The sequence below is a fragment of the Pseudomonas sp. SWRI154 genome (assembly GCF_014268645.1).
Classification (GTDB): domain Bacteria; phylum Pseudomonadota; class Gammaproteobacteria; order Pseudomonadales; family Pseudomonadaceae; genus Aquipseudomonas; species Aquipseudomonas marvdashtae.
Window position 1 is genome coordinate 41488 of sequence record NZ_JABWQW010000024.1, and the last position, 14811, is coordinate 56298.

The following is a 14811-nucleotide window of genomic DNA, read 5'->3' on the forward strand; positions in this document are numbered from 1 at the left end:
TTGCAGCATGTACGTCCACGGCACTTGCGCACAGGGATCAGGCAAACCCTGCTCGCGCATTTGCAGCCGCGCCGAGACAGCGCTACCTTAGTGCCTTGATTTTTGTTTGGCAAGCCACCCTGATGACCGCCCCTAAAAACGATAAGAATACTCGCACCACCGGTCGCCCCACGCTCAACGAAGTCGCACGCCTGGCCGGTGTCAGTCCGATCACCGCCTCCCGTGCCCTGCGTGGCGTCAGCACCGTGGCCGCCGAACTGGTGGACAAGGTCCGCCAGGCCGCCCTGGAACTCAACTACGTCGTCAACCCCGCCGCCCGCGCACTGGCCTCGGCCCAGAGCCATTCGGTGGTAGTGCTGGTGCCGTCGTTGTCCAACCTCCTGTTCATTGACACCCTGGAAGCCATTCATCGCGTGCTGCGGCCCAAAGGCTTCGAAGTGGTGATTGGCAACTATCACTATTCCCGAGATGAAGAAGAAGACCTCCTGCGCAATTACATGGCGTATCAGCCTCGAGGCTTGCTGCTGACCGGGTTCGACCGTACCGAAAGCGCCCGGCGCATGATCGAGGCCAGCAATATTCCTTGCGTGTACATGATGGAATTGGACCCCGGCGCCGGGCTCAACTGCGTCGGTTTTTCCCAGCTCAAGGCCGGCGAGACCGCCGCCGAGCATTTGATTTCCCGAGGTCGCAAGCGCCTGGCCTATATTGGCGCCCAGCTGGACCAACGCACGCTGCTGCGCGGCGAGGGTTTCCGTCGTGCGCTGCAAAAAGCCGAACGCTACGACCCGGACCTGGAAGTACTGACGCCGCGTCCGTCGTCGGTGGGCCTGGGTGGTGAATTGTTCTTGCAATTGCTGGCCAGCCACCCGGACGTCGATGCGATTTTCTTCGGCAACGACGACTTGGCCCACGGCGCCCTGCTCGAGGCGTTGCGCTGTGGCATCAAGGTCCCCGAACAGGTATCGATCCTGGGCTTCAACGACCTGCCCGCCTCGGCCCATATGGTGCCGCGCTTGAGCAGCATCAACACTCCAAGGGAAGCGATTGGCCGCCGCGCCGCTGAACAGATGCTCACGTTGATGGCTGGCAATCGCATTACCCAGCCGGTGGTTGACCTGGGATTCGAACTCAAGGTTCGCGAAAGTACCTGAGCGGTTCTGGCATGAAGCGGTCGATCCATGCCGACGAACGGCAAGGACTGGCCGCCTTCGCCGCACGCATCTTCCCCGTAGCCCTTGGAATACGGGACGTTGCGACGATGGCATGGGAAATGCTCCTGCCCATCGCTCAGCCATCACCTACAGGTATCCAACATGTTGGTCAGTGCGAAACAACAAGCGATAAACCTCCCCCTCAAACGCCCGGGCGAAGACCCCACCGCCGAAGCCGCCAGCGGCCTGCAAAGCGCTGCCCTGCAAGCACTGCGCGATAATGTGCAGGCCCAGGCCAATCAGGGCAGCACCCAAGTCCAAGGGACCATCTCTCGGCAAGCCACCCAACAGGTAAACGCCGCTACTGCAATCAGCGACAAGGTCGACGAAGCATTCGCCAAGACCCGCGTACAACTGCAAACGGTCGCCACGTCAGCCTCTGACGAAGCGAGGAAAGTTGGCAGCTCTGCCATGGAGGCGTTCAAGGAATACATGAGCAAGACGCCTGAGCAACGCCTGCGCGACAGCATTCTTGAGGAAATGGGCATTACCGAAGAGGAATACGAGGCGATGCCGCCCGAGAAGCAATTGGCGGTCGGCGAGGAAATCGCCCAGCGCATGCGGGACAAGTCGGCGATTGCCCAGATCGAGAAAACCCAGCAGAGCCGCACGAGCGACAAAGAGTCGGCCTTGGATACTTTCCTCGTCGCCCTTTGAACGATCGCACCAGCGGGTTTTGAGCGGGACCTTGCAGTCCCGCCTCAAAGCTCTAGCCCGCCAGGAAGGTGCGGTTCAATGACCGAACAGATTCACCTTCTTGGCTTTCTTGTCGGCGCGTTTTTCATCGGCACTCTTCGCCGGTTTTTTCTTTGCCGCTTTTTTTGAATCCATGCCTTTGGCCATGATACTTACTCCAGTCATACGTGATGTAAGCCAGGTATACACCTATCGCTGCACCGGCGTTCTTTTATAATCGCCCTCCTCTCGTCGCCAACGTCCCCTGCCATGCCACAAATCCATTACACACAGCTCGAAGAACCACTGTGGCCGCTGATGAACAAGTTCTATCGTGCCCACCAATCCTCGATGAAAGCCGTGCGCGACGCGCAGCTCTGGGTGGCGCGCCGCGATGAGATCATCGCGGCGCTGTGCCTGCGACCGGTGTCTGGTGGGCATTGGCTGACGGGGTTGTTTGTTGACCCGGCGTACCGCGCGCAGGGCATCGCGGCGCGGTTGATCAGAGAGGCGGTGAACGGCATGGACGAGCCAGTGTGGTTATTCTGCCATCCGGATCTGCGCGGCTTTTATGAGCGGCGCGGGTTCCGCTTCAACCCCGAACTGCCTTACGCCATGGCTGAGCGTTTGAGCCGATACGCGCGTAGCAAGCCAATGATTGCAATGGGGCTGGAACCTGCAGAACCCTGACGATCAATCGTCGGCCGCTGGGTCAAGGTCTGGAAACATCACTTCGGTAAATCCGAACTTGCTGAAATCGGTAATGCGCGATGGGTACAAGCGACCTATCAGGTGATCGCATTCGTGTTGGACCACCCGCGCGTGGAAACCTGAAGCCGTGCGCACGATGGCTTCGCCCTTGGGGTCGAAACCTTCATAGCGGATGTGTTGGTAGCGATCCACCGCCCCACGCAGGCCCGGTACCGACAGGCAGCCTTCGTATCCCTCTTCCATCAGCGGACTCAGCGGCGTGATCAGCGGGTTGATCAAGATAGTCTGCGGCACGGCCTCTGCGTCGGGATAACGCTCGCTGTGCTCGAAGCCGAAGATCACCAATTGCAGGTCGACACCGATCTGCGGCGCCGCCAGGCCTACGCCGCCAACGCTCTCCATGGTCTGGAACATGTCATCGATCAGTTGCCACAACTCCGGCGTGTCGAACATCTCCTCCGGCACCGGCGGCGCGATGCGCAGCAGGCGTTCATCGCCCATCTTCAGGATTTCGCGGATCATGGTCGGGCTTCGTCAGTATGAGTGAGAGGGATAGAGTGGTCGCGACCAAGACCGGACACATGCTGTTTTTGGCTATGCTCGTCTGGGTTTTTTTCGCCTTTGTCCTTGCCCTCGGCGGACATGTGCTCGATCACCGCATTCATCTCCGCACCGAGTAACAGCACCGCTGAAGAAATATAGAAATACAGCAACAAGACGATGATCGCGCCGATACTGCCATACATAGCATTGTAGTCGGCGAAGGTCTTGACGTAGAACGCGAAGCCCAGGGACGCGATGATCCAGACCACCACGGCCAATACCGAGCCTGGCGTGATGAAGCGAAACTCCTGCTTGACGTCGGGCATCACGTAATAGATCAGCGCCACGGCCACCATTAGCAGAAACACGATGATCGGCCAGCGCACCAGGGTCCAGACGGTGACAATGAACTCCTCCAGCCCGACCTGGGCGGCAATCCATCCCATCACCTGCGGCCCCAGCACCATCAACGCCGCGGCGGCCAGCAACATGCCAGCGATACCGATGGTGTAGAAAATCGACAGCGGGAAGCGCTTCCAGGCCGGACGCCCCTCGACCACATCGTAGGCTGCGTTCATTGCGCTCATCATCAGCCGCACACCGGCCGAGGCGGTCCACAACGCGATCACGATACCGATCGAAAGCAACCCGCCCTTGGATTGCTGGAGCTGGTCGATCACCGGGTTGACCTGTTCCAGGGCCTGGGGCGGAAGAACCAGTTCCGATTGCAGGCGCAACCAGGAGAAGAAGTCCGGCAGGTGCAGGAAACCGATCAGCGCGATCAGGAACAGGATGAAGGGGAACAGCGAAAACAGCATCTGGTAAGCCAGAGCGGAGGCGTACGTTGACATTTCGTCGTCGAGAAATTCCTTCACCGTGCGCATCATCACGCGGTGCAGGGGCAAGCCTTTCAAGGCCGGGAACATCATGTGCGTCTCCTTTCGCCGCAAAAAAGGAAGGTCGCCTGGCGACTCACGGGGTTGCTATCCAAGACAAAAGTAACCTGTTTGGCGACTTTGAAACAATTTCCCTGGTGCCAGTTCGAGCCGACATGATAACGGCCACCCGCGGATGGCCGTTCCAAATCGCTTTTTTACAGGCCGGTCATGCCTCGTCAACGCCTTTCTTGACTGCATCCTTGGCCTTGCCCGCGGTTTGCTGGGCCTCACCTTTTTTCTCTTGGACCACGCCCTCGGCGCGCATGCGGTCATTGTCGGTGGCCTTGCCGACGCCTTGCTTGATGTTGCCGACAGCTTCGTTGGCAACGCCCTTCACTTTATCGCTCGTGCTACCCATGATGTCTCTCCTGTGAATAACTGTACGAAAAGTCATTACATAAGCGTTGACCGGTGCCGTTTGCAGGGAGTTTCATTTTTTCCGCGGCGCATTTCATCGTCAGATGCAGGTTGCGCTTTATGTTTGGCGATTCACCCCCGAGAATGCTCAACGTATTCAGGCTGCGGCCTGAAGCTTCAATCCCGTAGGAACGTTATGAAACTCGATAAAAAGCAGGCCATCGCCCGCAGGAATCAAGAACTGGGCGGCGCCGTCCTAGGCGTCAATAACTGTCATTTCAGCGAACTGAACCGCAACCGCAACATCTTCTGGTTCGACATTCCAGTGGCCCGGCTGGCCATTGGGCAATACGAATGGATTCACCTGCTGCTGCACACGCCGGCCACCGACGAGTTATTGCATCTGAAGGTACCGACCGTGTTCCTTCGCGAAAAAATGGAAAACCTTGAGGTGCGCAACCAGGGCAAACGCAAGGCAGCCCTGAGCCTGGAACTCAGTGCCGACAAGGATTCTTACCTGCAAGACATGCGGCCGGGTGGCACCAACCTGGATTTCGCGCAATTCAGGTTGTAGTCCGATCGCCAGGACGCCGATGTCCCTGTGGCGAGGGAACTTGCTCCCGCTGGACGCGAAGCGGCCCCTTGCGGTGTATCAGTCGGACCGGATGGGACTGCTACGCAGCCCAGCGGGAGCAAGCTCCCTCGCCACAACGGCAGCCCCACGCGAGGACATCGCCTTGTAACAAAAAGCCCCGCACTCAGCGGGGCTTTTTGTGGGTGGAGGGCTTACTTCTTCAACCCCAACTTTCTCAGTTCTTCATCCCGCAATTCGCGACGCAGGATCTTGCCCACGTTGGTGGTAGGCAACGCATCGCGGAATTCCACGGTCTTGGGCACTTTGTAGCCCGTGACATTGGCGCGCATGTGCTCCATCACCTGCTCCTTGGTCAGGGTGACACCCGGGCGCGCAACGATGAATATCTTGATCGCCTCGCCGGATTTCTCATCCGGTACCCCGATGGCCGCGCATTGCAGCACACCCGGCAGGGTCGCCAACACATCTTCCAACTCGTTGGGGTACACGTTGAAGCCGGAGATCAGGATCATGTCTTTCTTGCGATCGACAATGCGCATGTAGCCGTCCGGCTGGATCACAGCGATGTCGCCGGTCTTGAGCCAGCCATCGCTGTCGAGCATCTCGTCGGTGGCGTCCTGGCGCTGCCAATAGCCCTTCATGACCTGAGGACCTTTCACACACAATTCGCCGATTTCACCCAATGGCAGCTCGACGCCCGCGTCATCAATGACCTTGCACAGCGTCGACGGCACCGGAATACCGATCGTGCCAACCTGAATGTGCTGGATCGGGTTGACGGTGGCGACCGGGCTCGTCTCGGTCATGCCGTAGCCTTCGCAGATCGGGCAACCTGTGACCGCTTTCCAACGCTCCGCCGCGGCCAATTGCAAGGCCATGCCGCCAGACAAAGTCACCTTCAGCGCCGAGAAGTCCAGCTTGCGGAAAGCTTCGTTGTTGCACAGCGCCACGAACAACGTGTTGAGGCCAACGAAACCGCTAAACTTCCACTTCGACAATTCCTTGACCATCGCCGACAGGTCGCGCGGGTTGCTGATCAGGATGTTGTGGTTGCCGATCAGCATCATCGCCATGCAATGGAAGGTGAATGCGTAGATGTGATAAAGCGGCAGCGGCGTGATCAGCACTTCGCAGCCTTCATTGAGGTTGGAGCCCATCAGCGCCTTGCACTGCAGCATGTTCGCCACCAGGTTGCGGTGGGTAAGCATCGCGCCCTTCGCCACGCCAGTGGTGCCGCCGGTGTATTGCAACACGGCCACTTCATCGCTGGCAGGGTTGGCTTCGGTCACGGGCTGGCCATGGCCCTTGCTCAGCACATCGTTGAACTTGATGGCCTTGGGCAAGTGATAAGCCGGGACCATCTTCTTGACGTACTTGATGGCGCTGTTGATCAGCAAACGCTTGAGCGGCGGCAGAAGATCGGCGACTTCGGTCACGATGACGTGCTTGACGCCCGTCTTGGGCACCACGTGCTCGGCCAGGTGCGCCATGTTTGCCAGGCACACCAGCGCCTTGGCACCGGAATCATTGAATTGATGTTCCATTTCCCGCGCGGTGTAGAGCGGGTTGGTATTGACCACGATCAGCCCGGCACGAATCGCACCGAACACGGCCACTGGGTATTGGAGGACGTTGGGAAGTTGCACGGCGATTCGATCGCCCGGCTGCAAATCGGTATGCTGTTGCAAGTAAGCGGCAAAGGCACCGGACAACTCGTACAGCTCACCGTAGGTGATCGTCTTGCCAAGGTTGCTGAATGCCGGCTTGTCGGCGAAGCGTTGGCAGGATTGCTTCAACACCGCCTGAATATTCGGATACTCATCTGGATTGATGTCGGCAGCAATCCCAGCTGGGTATTTATCCTTCCAAAAGTCTTCGATCATGGAAGCCCCACTCCTCAGCAACGCGAATTCTCACCGCATTTGATGCGATTATTATTGGTGTGTGTCTGTTGGTGAATCTGGCTGGATAAAGGCCGAGAAGTCACAAAAGCGCGCCGAGAGTAGCAGCTTTGCCAAGGGTCGCCTAGAGCCAAAAACGGCCCCTACGGTCATAAACTTGACTCAAGAATATGCAATAGTCATTTTTAGAGTAAAAATTCTAAGTCTTGTATAATTCCCTCAAAGCACTGTGGGAGCACGCTTGCTCCCACAGGGTTTTTACTGGACCTCCCTGGCTTCAGGCGATGTCGCGCAGCTCCCGTCGCAAGATCTTGCCCACCGGCGTCATTGGCAGCGACTCTCTTAGCACGATGTGCTTGGGTATCTTGTACCCCGTGAAGTTCTCCTTGCAGTACGCCTTGAGCTCTTCAAGGCTGACGCCCGACTCACGCGCCACCACGAACAGTTTCACCGCCTCCCCCGAACGTTCATCCGGCACGCCGATGACGGCGCAACTGGCGACTTTCGGGTGCGCCATCACCACGTCCTCGATCTCGTTGGGGTACACGTTGAACCCCGAGACGATGATCATGTCCTTCTTGCGGTCGACGATACGCACAAATCCATCGGGGTCGATCACCGCGATATCGCCGGACTTGAACCAGCCTTCGCTGTCCAGCACTTCGGCGGTAGCTTCAGGCTTGTTCCAGTAGCCCTTCATGATCTGCGGGCCTTTTATGCACAGCTCTCCGCGCTCACCAAGAGGCAGCTCGATACCGTCATCGCTGATGACTTTCATCAGCGTTCCCGGCACCGGCAAACCCACCGTACCCAGGCGCGACTTGCCGCCGTAAGGGTTGGCACTGGCCACTGGCGAGGTTTCGGTCAGCCCGTACCCTTCGGTAATACTGCAACCGGTGAGCTGTTTCCAGCGCTCGGCGGTAGCCTTGACCAACGCGGTACCACCTGAGTTGGTGACCTTGAGGTTGGAGAAATCCAGCGTCTTGAAATCCGGGTGATCCATCAGCGCCACGAACAATGTGTTAAGCCCCAACAACAGGGAAAACCGCCAGTTCTTCAGCTCCTTGATGAAGCCGCCGATGTCTCGTGGATTGGTGATCAACACGTTGTGGTTGCCCGTGACCATCATGCACATGCAGTTCGCCGTGAATGCATAGATGTGGTAAAGCGGCAGCGGCGCGATCATGACTTCCTGGCCTTCGCGCAACAACGGCTGGCCGTCGTCGCCGATCTGCCCCAGGCAGGCCCGGGCCTGCTGCATGTTGGCCACCAGGTTGCCGTGGGTCAGCATCGCGCCTTTCGCCAGTCCGGTAGTGCCGCCGGTGTATTGCAACACGGCGATGTCGTCGAGGCTCACGTTCAACGGCTTGATGCCCTGGCCACGACCCAGGCGCAGGGCGGTCTTGAAAGAAACGGCTTGGGGCAGCGAATAGTCCGGGACCATTTTCTTGACCTTGCTCACCACCGTATTCACCAACCAGCCCTTGGCGGTGGGCATCAGGTCGCCCATCTTCGCCTCGATCAGGTATTGCAGGTCGGTGTCAGGCAGCACTTCCTGGACTTTCTGTCCGAACATGTTCAGGTACACCAGCGCCCGGGCGCCGGAGTCCCTGAACTGGTGGCGCATTTCCCGCGGGGTATACAACGGGTTGGTGTTGACCACCACCAGCCCGGCGCGCAGCGCACCGAAAACGGCGATCGGGTATTGCAGGACGTTGGGCATCTGTACCGCGATGCGATCGCCTGGAGCCAGGTCGGTATGGGCCTGCAGGTAACCGGCAAAGGCCGCGCTGTAGCGCTCGAGCTCGGCGTAAGTGAGCGTCACCCCCATATTGCTGAACGCCGGACGGTCGGCAAATTTCTTGCAGGAACGCTCGAACACCTCGACGACCGACTTGTAGACACCGTGTTCGATGTCCGAAGGCACGCCGGCCGGGCGTTTGTCATTCCAGAAATCAGGCTGCATTGTTTTTGTCCTCTTTACCTGAACGTATCCGGGACCGCTTGCGTATCGCTTTTACAGGCGGAGCTCATGGGACACTAGCAGCTATGGCCAATCAGGCAAATATGGCAACTTGCGTCATAGATTGTGTGAATCTTCCTGCCTCGCCGAGAGCTGATCAGGCGAGACGCAGCGGATGCGCTATACAATGCAGCGACGCTGCGTCTGATTTGTGCAAAGGAACCGCCATGATCCACCAAACGCTCTGGCTGACCGAGACCGACCATAGCCGCTTGTTCGTCAATCAGTGGTTGCCCGAAACCGCCCCATCGGCGGTGATCATGCTGGCCCACGGCATGGCCGAACACAGCGCCCGCTATGGGCGCCTGGCGCAAGCGCTGTGCGCCGAAGGTTATGGCGTCTATGCGCTGGACCTGCGTGGCCACGGCAAGACCGGTGAAGAAGCCATCCTCGGTCATTTCGCGGACGAGGACGGCTGGGCCAAGGTCGTCGGCGACCTGGCGAGCCTTAATCACCACATCGTCCAGCAGCATCCGGATATCCCCATCCTGCTGCTGGGCCACAGCATGGGCAGCTACATCGCCCAAGCCTACCTGCTGCACCACAGCGCCAGCCTGCACGGAGCGATTCTCAGCGGTTCGAACTTCCAACCCGTGGCGCTTTACCGTGCGGCGCGCCTGATCGCCCGCTTCGAGCGTCGACGTCAGGGAGCAACAGGGCGTAGCGCGCTGATCGAGTGGTTGTCATTCGGCAGCTTCAACAAAAAATTCAAACCCGTGCGTACGCCTTTCGACTGGCTCAGCCGCGACCCGGCCGAGGTGGACAAATACGTCCGAGACCCGCTATGCGGCTTTCGTTGCACCAATCAGCTGTGGGTCGACCTGCTGGGTGGGTTGCAGCAGATCAGCAAAGCGTCCAATCTCGCGCAGATCGATCCAGGCCTGCCGCTGCTGGTGATTGGCGGCGAATGTGATCCGGTGAGCGAGGGCAAGCGTCTGAAGGATCTGGCCGACGCCTTGCGCGACGCCGGCAACCAACATATGCAATTGACGATTTACCCGCAGGCCCGGCACGAACTGTTCAATGAAACCAACCGCGATGAAGTGACGGCCGATGTGCTGGCCTGGATTGCCCAGGCCTTGAGTCACAAGCGGCCGCCACGCAGCGAGTAGCTTTGCCGCGTTTTCCTCTACCCGTCCAGGATCCAGACATGACCCAGGTTACCAACATCCCTTACGAAGCCCTCGAAGTCGGTCAGACTGCCAGCTACAGCAAGACCGTCGAAGAGCGCGACATCCAGTTATTCGCCGCGATGTCGGGCGATCACAACCCGGTGCACCTGGACGCCGAATTCGCCGCAGCCAGCATGTTCAAGGAGCGCATCGCACATGGCATGTTCAGCGGTGCGCTGATCAGCGCGGCGGTCGCGTGTGAGTTGCCTGGGCCGGGCACCATTTATATTGGCCAGCAGATGAGTTTCCAGAAACCGGTAAAGATCGGCGACACCTTGACCGTGCGCCTGGAGATCCTGGAGAAGCTGCCAAAATTTCGCGTGCGCATCGCCACCCGCGTGTTCAACCAGCGTGATGAACTGGTGGTGGACGGCGAGGCCGAGATTCTCGCCCCGCGTAAACAGCAGACCGTGACACTGCCGACGTTGCCGCCAATCAGCATCGGCTGATGGCACATGATGCCCGTGGCGAGGGAGCTTGCTCCCTCACCACGGAGTTCGCAGCGCAGCGGCTATTGCTGGGCTTCCCGCACCTGCACACTCGCCGTCATCCCCGCGCTCAGGCTCACCCCTTCCGGCACCTTGTCCAGCTTGATTCGTACCGGAATCCGCTGGGCCAGACGCACCCAGTTGAACGTTGGCTCGACCTCGGCCAGCAGTTGCGCATCGGGGTTGGTATTGCGGTCGGTGATGCCTCGGCTGATGCTTTCAACATGGCCTTCGAGGGCATGGCCGGCGCTCATCAACCAGACTTTGACTGGATCGCCGACGCGGATCCTCGGCAGTTTGGTTTCTTCGAAATAGGCCTGCACATAGAACGTTGAGTCATCCACCAGCGCCATGACCGGCTGCCCGGCGTTCACATAGTTGCCTTCGGCCAGGCGCAGGTTGGTGATGTGGCCGCTACGTGGGGCCAGGACCTGGCTGCGCGCCAGGTTCAGCTCGGCAACCTTGGCCTCGGCCTGGGCCTCGCGCAGTTCACCACGGGCAATCCCCGCGTTGATCTGGGCGTTTTCGCGCAACTCGGCGCTGATGGCCTGTGGACCCAATGCGGCGCGGCGACTGGCTTCGTGTTCGCGCAGGCTCAGTTGCTGCTGGCGAGTCTGGACCACCGCCCTGGCTTTCTCCACTGCGGCCTCGAAACGCTCGCGATCGATATTGAGCAATACGTCGCCGGCCTTGACCTGCTGGTTATCCACGGCCTTGAGCTCGCGCACCCAACCCGATACGTCGGGAGCGATCACCACCACGTCGGCACGGATCCGCGCATCCCGGGTCCAGGGCGTGAGCATGTAGTACTGCCACAAATGAAACCCGGCGAAGATCGCCACGGCCACCACGCTCAGCGTGACGGCAACACGTACGGATGTACGCATGTTCAACTCCTTATAACGGCCCGAGGACCAGGGTAATGACAGTCAGGACACAGACATACAGGGCGCAGTCGAACAACGCCTCATGCCAGATCCAGCGCCCAGCCGGCACCAGGCTGAGCAGCAGGCGCAGCGCCCCCGTCACCAGCAAGGCCAGCACCACATAAATCAGGAACGGGCTGAGCAAGACCCCGCCGATCGACCACTCACGCAAGCCCATGGCTGTGCTCCCCACGTTGAGGTTCGTGCTGGCGGCACCAGGCGCGCCAGCTGTTCTGCAACTGCACGACCGCGCCTTGCGCCAACTTCAGCGCATCGCTGGAGGGCTGCTGCGACAGCATTTGCAGATACTCGTCGCTCGCCTGGGCCAATGCCTCGGCCTGGCCACCGGACGGACCGCGTTCCAGCGCCTGCTCCAGCGTTTCGAAATAGCGGCGCTGGGCCGGGACCTCGGGCACTTGGGCGACGGCCAGGCTCAAGCGCAGGTGCAGCAACTCATCGCCAATGTCCAGGCCCGACAAACCGTCATCCCAACGATTGCGCGCCGGCACCGGCAGTTCGGGATAATGCCGCGCCAGTTGCAACAAACGGTCGGCCATGCGTCCGCCGAACCAGCTCTCGGCCCCGCGCAGGTTGCGATGGGTCAGGCGCACCAGATCGTCCAGCGTCGCGGCCAGCAGCCGACGGCTGTGCCAGGCCGGGTTGCGCAAAATCAACAGCTTGAACGCCAACACCGCCGCACCTACGCCGATCATTATGGCCTGGGCGTTATTGAAGAAAGTCGAGACGTCATACTTCATGGCGTTGAGCGGCGACACCAACACCACAAAGTGCAGGCAGAACGAAGTGGCCGTGGCGTAGAGCGGCGGCTTGGCCATGCCCAGCGCGCCGAAGAACAACGGCACGCCCATGGCCATGCAGAGCATCGCGAAACTGCTCCATTGCGGCAGGAGGATTTCACCGATCACAAACGCTGTCGGCACTGCCAGCAGAATGCCGCGCAAAAAGCTCATGCCGATCTGCGCGCCATTTTCGCGACTGGCAAACAGACTGCAGACCACGCAGGTGAGCAGCAGCGCACCCGACGCGGCGGGCCAGGCCGTCGCCAGCCAAAAACACGACACCGTCAAGAACGCCAAGGCGCTGCGGGCGCCGAATACCATGGCCAAGGACACATCCCGATGCGGCGCCAGGGTTCGCGGCGGGTCCGCCGCCTCCCTGCCCTCCTGCACCGCCGACAGCGCAGCGCAAGCGGCCAGGGCAGTGTCGAGCAACAAGGCCAAACGGGCCAGGCAGTAACTTTGCGCCGAGCTGATGCCGGGATCGTGAGACGCATCCAGAACCCGAGGCCGCAACGCCTGTAGCGTCGCGCTGTCCGCGTCCAGGGCCTGCTGCACCTCCGTCATCCAGGGCTGGAGCACTTCAGCTTCCGCCGGCTCAAGCTGTTTCCATTGCCGACGCACCGAACGGGCAATACGTAGCAGCATCAGCAGCTTCTGGCTCAAACCGCTGATGGCCCGAGCGCGCTGGCGACCCAGGCTGCCTTCGAACCAAGCGTGTTCACGCTGGGCGTCCACCGCGACGATCTTGCCGAGAATCTCCAGCAAACCTTTGCGGGCCTGGGCATCGCCGGCCAATGTCGCACGGGCCGCGTGCATGCCGCTCTGCCAGGCAGCGCGAGCCTGATCCGCCAGTTGCCGTTCGACTCGCAATGGCCAGAGCAACGCACTGGCCGCCGTGGCGCAGGTGATGCCCAGGCTGATCTCGGTGCAACGGGCAACTGCCTGATCGAACACGCCAAGCGGATGGGAAATGGCCGGCAGGGCGATGATCGCCACCGTGTAGCCGGCCAGCACGAAAGAATACGACCAGGCGCTGCGCAACAGCGTCGAACAGGCTGTGCACACGCCGAGCCACAACGCCAGCGCCAGCAAAAACAACCACGGTGCCTGGGCAAACAGCCCCATGAAAACGACCGACATGATCGTTCCGACCAAAGTCCCGACCAACCGCGCCAAGCCCTTTTGCACCACCATTCCGGACAGCGGCTGGGCGACGATGAACGCCGTCATCAAAGCCCAGGACGGCTGCTCCAAACCCCAGCGCAACGCCAGCCACAGCGCCAGGCCACCACCGAGGACGGTTTTGACGGCGAACTGCACCGCGAGGCGGTCGGGAGCGAACAGGGCCTGGAAGGTGATGGGCACGGAAAAACTCTTTTCTGGGAACGTTGTAACAATACATTGCGTTAAGTGGCGCAATTATTAGCTAGCTATCTAACTGAGTCCAGCGTTGTTTGTTGACGGATTCGACAAACACTATTGCGCGTATTTCCACTGATTGCCTTCATAAAAAAACGCCAGACAAGCTGGCGTTTTTCGCATCACACATGAGTATCAGCTGGCGCGTGCCTGGTTACGCAAGGCCTTGACTTGATCATGGTTGCGTTGCACGCCGTGGAACTGGCGTTCCACCAGATCACGAATGCCCACCAGGTTGTGCTTGTTGATCTTCTCGATGGCTTCCTTGTAGGCCTTCAGCGCATGGTCTTCACCACGCTCGGCTTCGTTGAGAACCGCCTCCTCATCTTTGCCGGTAAACATCGACTTCACGTCCACCCAGCGACGATGCAGATCACCGGCAACGCTGGTAGACGTTTCCGGATCACCACCCAGGGAACGAACAGCGGCTTGCAGCTCGGCCGCTGCGGTCGCGCAATCGGCAGCGCGCTTGACGAACAGCGCCTTGAGTTCTGGATGCTTGATGTCTTCAGCGCAGGTCTTGAATCCTTCCTGGCCATCCTTGCTGGTCTCGATCAGGTCGTTCAAGACAGAAATGGATTCTTTATTGATGTCAGTCATTTTTCAGTTCCTTTGCTTGGTGAATAAAAACCTGCAACGAATGTTGCATCGGTCGTGCCAGCCTTTGCTTTTAGAAAAATACATTTAAATTCAATGAGTTATATACGAACAAAGAATCTGTATCCGCGTTATTTGCATGATCTGTCATTTGGCCTGCATGCAGAATGCCTGTATTTTGCCGATGGTCCTGAACAAGACAATTGCCATGAATCCGGAAAAGCTCGAACTGCTGGTAACGCGCCAAATGCCCTTCGGTAAATACAAGGGTCGAATCCTTGCCGACCTGCCGGGCCAGTACTTGAACTGGTTCGCCCGAGAGGGTTTCCCCAAGGGGGAACTGGGCGGTTTGCTGGCACTGATGCAGGAGATCGACCACAACGGTTTGTCAGACCTGCTGGACCCACTGCGGGCTAAACATGGCTTGCCTAAACCTCGCCACTGACCGCTGC

General features: G+C 59.5%; 16 protein-coding genes. 7 read left to right on the forward strand and 9 right to left on the reverse strand.

All coding sequences use genetic code 11. The features are described 5' to 3' along the window. Nucleotides 1-122 precede the first annotated feature (122 nt). The 3 genes from gntR (at nt 123) to HU806_RS19810 (ending at nt 2579) form a co-directional block, all read left to right on the forward strand. Nucleotides 123-1154 carry an HTH-type transcriptional regulator GntR gene (gene gntR, locus HU806_RS19800; protein WP_186613541.1) on the forward strand — a complete coding sequence of 344 codons (1032 nt, stop codon included), beginning with the start codon at nt 123-125 and terminating at the stop codon, nt 1152-1154. A 162-nt stretch (nt 1155-1316) separates the two neighbouring features. Beyond that, nucleotides 1317-1871 carry a hypothetical protein gene (locus tag HU806_RS19805; RefSeq protein WP_186613543.1) on the forward strand — a complete coding sequence of 185 codons (555 nt, stop codon included), beginning with the start codon at nt 1317-1319 and terminating at the stop codon, nt 1869-1871. 288 nt (nt 1872-2159) lie between these two features. Next, nucleotides 2160-2579 carry a GNAT family N-acetyltransferase gene (locus HU806_RS19810; RefSeq protein ID WP_186613545.1) on the forward strand — a complete coding sequence of 140 codons (420 nt, stop codon included), beginning with the start codon at nt 2160-2162 and terminating at the stop codon, nt 2577-2579. Nucleotides 2580-2582: 3 nt separating this feature from the next. Here the strand turns inward: HU806_RS19810 and def are convergent, their stop codons facing one another. From def to HU806_RS19825, 3 genes are all read right to left on the reverse strand, one after another. Beyond that, on the reverse strand, nt 2583-3122 hold the full coding sequence (gene def / locus HU806_RS19815) for a peptide deformylase (protein ID WP_186613547.1): 540 nt from the start codon (nt 3120-3122) through the stop codon (nt 2583-2585). Continuing rightward, nucleotides 3119-4072 carry a YihY/virulence factor BrkB family protein gene (locus HU806_RS19820; RefSeq protein ID WP_186613549.1) on the reverse strand — a complete coding sequence of 318 codons (954 nt, stop codon included), beginning with the start codon at nt 4070-4072 and terminating at the stop codon, nt 3119-3121. Before HU806_RS19820 ends, def begins: the two co-directional genes overlap by 4 nt. Before the next feature lie 175 nt (nt 4073-4247). Next, complete coding sequence (locus tag HU806_RS19825; RefSeq protein WP_186613551.1) at nt 4248-4439, reverse strand: CsbD family protein; 192 nt, start codon at nt 4437-4439, stop codon at nt 4248-4250. 195 nt (nt 4440-4634) lie between these two features. Between HU806_RS19825 and HU806_RS19830 the strand changes: the two genes are divergently transcribed. Further along, nucleotides 4635-5012, forward strand: a complete 378-nt coding sequence (locus HU806_RS19830; protein WP_186613553.1) for a hypothetical protein — start codon at nt 4635-4637, stop codon at nt 5010-5012. A 212-nt stretch (nt 5013-5224) separates the two neighbouring features. Here the strand turns inward: HU806_RS19830 and fadD1 are convergent, their stop codons facing one another. Beyond that, complete coding sequence (gene fadD1, locus HU806_RS19835) at nt 5225-6916, reverse strand: long-chain-fatty-acid--CoA ligase FadD1 (RefSeq protein ID WP_186613555.1); 1692 nt, start codon at nt 6914-6916, stop codon at nt 5225-5227. Between the two features lie 295 nt (nt 6917-7211). Then, complete coding sequence (gene fadD2 / locus HU806_RS19840) at nt 7212-8900, reverse strand: long-chain-fatty-acid--CoA ligase FadD2 (protein ID WP_186613557.1); 1689 nt, start codon at nt 8898-8900, stop codon at nt 7212-7214. A gap of 224 nt (nt 8901-9124) precedes the next feature. On the opposite strand from fadD2, the gene HU806_RS19845 reads away from it, so the two are divergent. Together HU806_RS19845 and HU806_RS19850 are read left to right on the forward strand one after the other, a co-directional pair. Beyond that, entirely contained in the window at nt 9125-10069 is a 945-nt protein-coding gene (locus tag HU806_RS19845; RefSeq protein WP_186613559.1) for an alpha/beta hydrolase, read from the forward strand. Nucleotides 10070-10107: 38 nt separating this feature from the next. Beyond that, nucleotides 10108-10578: a MaoC family dehydratase gene (locus tag HU806_RS19850; RefSeq protein ID WP_093099066.1), complete on the forward strand. Its 471-nt coding sequence runs from the start codon at nt 10108-10110 to the stop codon at nt 10576-10578. Nucleotides 10579-10640: 62 nt separating this feature from the next. Here HU806_RS19850 and HU806_RS19855 read toward each other — a convergent pair whose 3' ends face one another. From HU806_RS19855 to HU806_RS19870, 4 genes are all read right to left on the reverse strand, one after another. After that, the gene (locus tag HU806_RS19855; RefSeq protein WP_186613561.1) at nt 10641-11504 is read right to left on the reverse strand and encodes an efflux RND transporter periplasmic adaptor subunit; all 864 of its coding nucleotides are present in this window, start codon (nt 11502-11504) and stop codon (nt 10641-10643) included. 10 nt (nt 11505-11514) lie between these two features. Beyond that, the gene (locus tag HU806_RS19860) at nt 11515-11721 is read right to left on the reverse strand and encodes a DUF1656 domain-containing protein (protein WP_024781186.1); all 207 of its coding nucleotides are present in this window, start codon (nt 11719-11721) and stop codon (nt 11515-11517) included. Beyond that, nucleotides 11708-13708 carry an FUSC family protein gene (locus tag HU806_RS19865; protein WP_186613563.1) on the reverse strand — a complete coding sequence of 667 codons (2001 nt, stop codon included), beginning with the start codon at nt 13706-13708 and terminating at the stop codon, nt 11708-11710. The genes HU806_RS19860 and HU806_RS19865 overlap by 14 nt, the downstream gene beginning before the upstream one ends. Before the next feature lie 189 nt (nt 13709-13897). Continuing rightward, nucleotides 13898-14362 carry a PA2169 family four-helix-bundle protein gene (locus HU806_RS19870; protein ID WP_186613565.1) on the reverse strand — a complete coding sequence of 155 codons (465 nt, stop codon included), beginning with the start codon at nt 14360-14362 and terminating at the stop codon, nt 13898-13900. Between the two features lie 205 nt (nt 14363-14567). Between HU806_RS19870 and HU806_RS19875 the strand changes: the two genes are divergently transcribed. Further along, the gene (locus HU806_RS19875; protein WP_053119117.1) at nt 14568-14804 is read left to right on the forward strand and encodes a DUF3820 family protein; all 237 of its coding nucleotides are present in this window, start codon (nt 14568-14570) and stop codon (nt 14802-14804) included. Nucleotides 14805-14811: the final 7 nt, after the last annotated feature.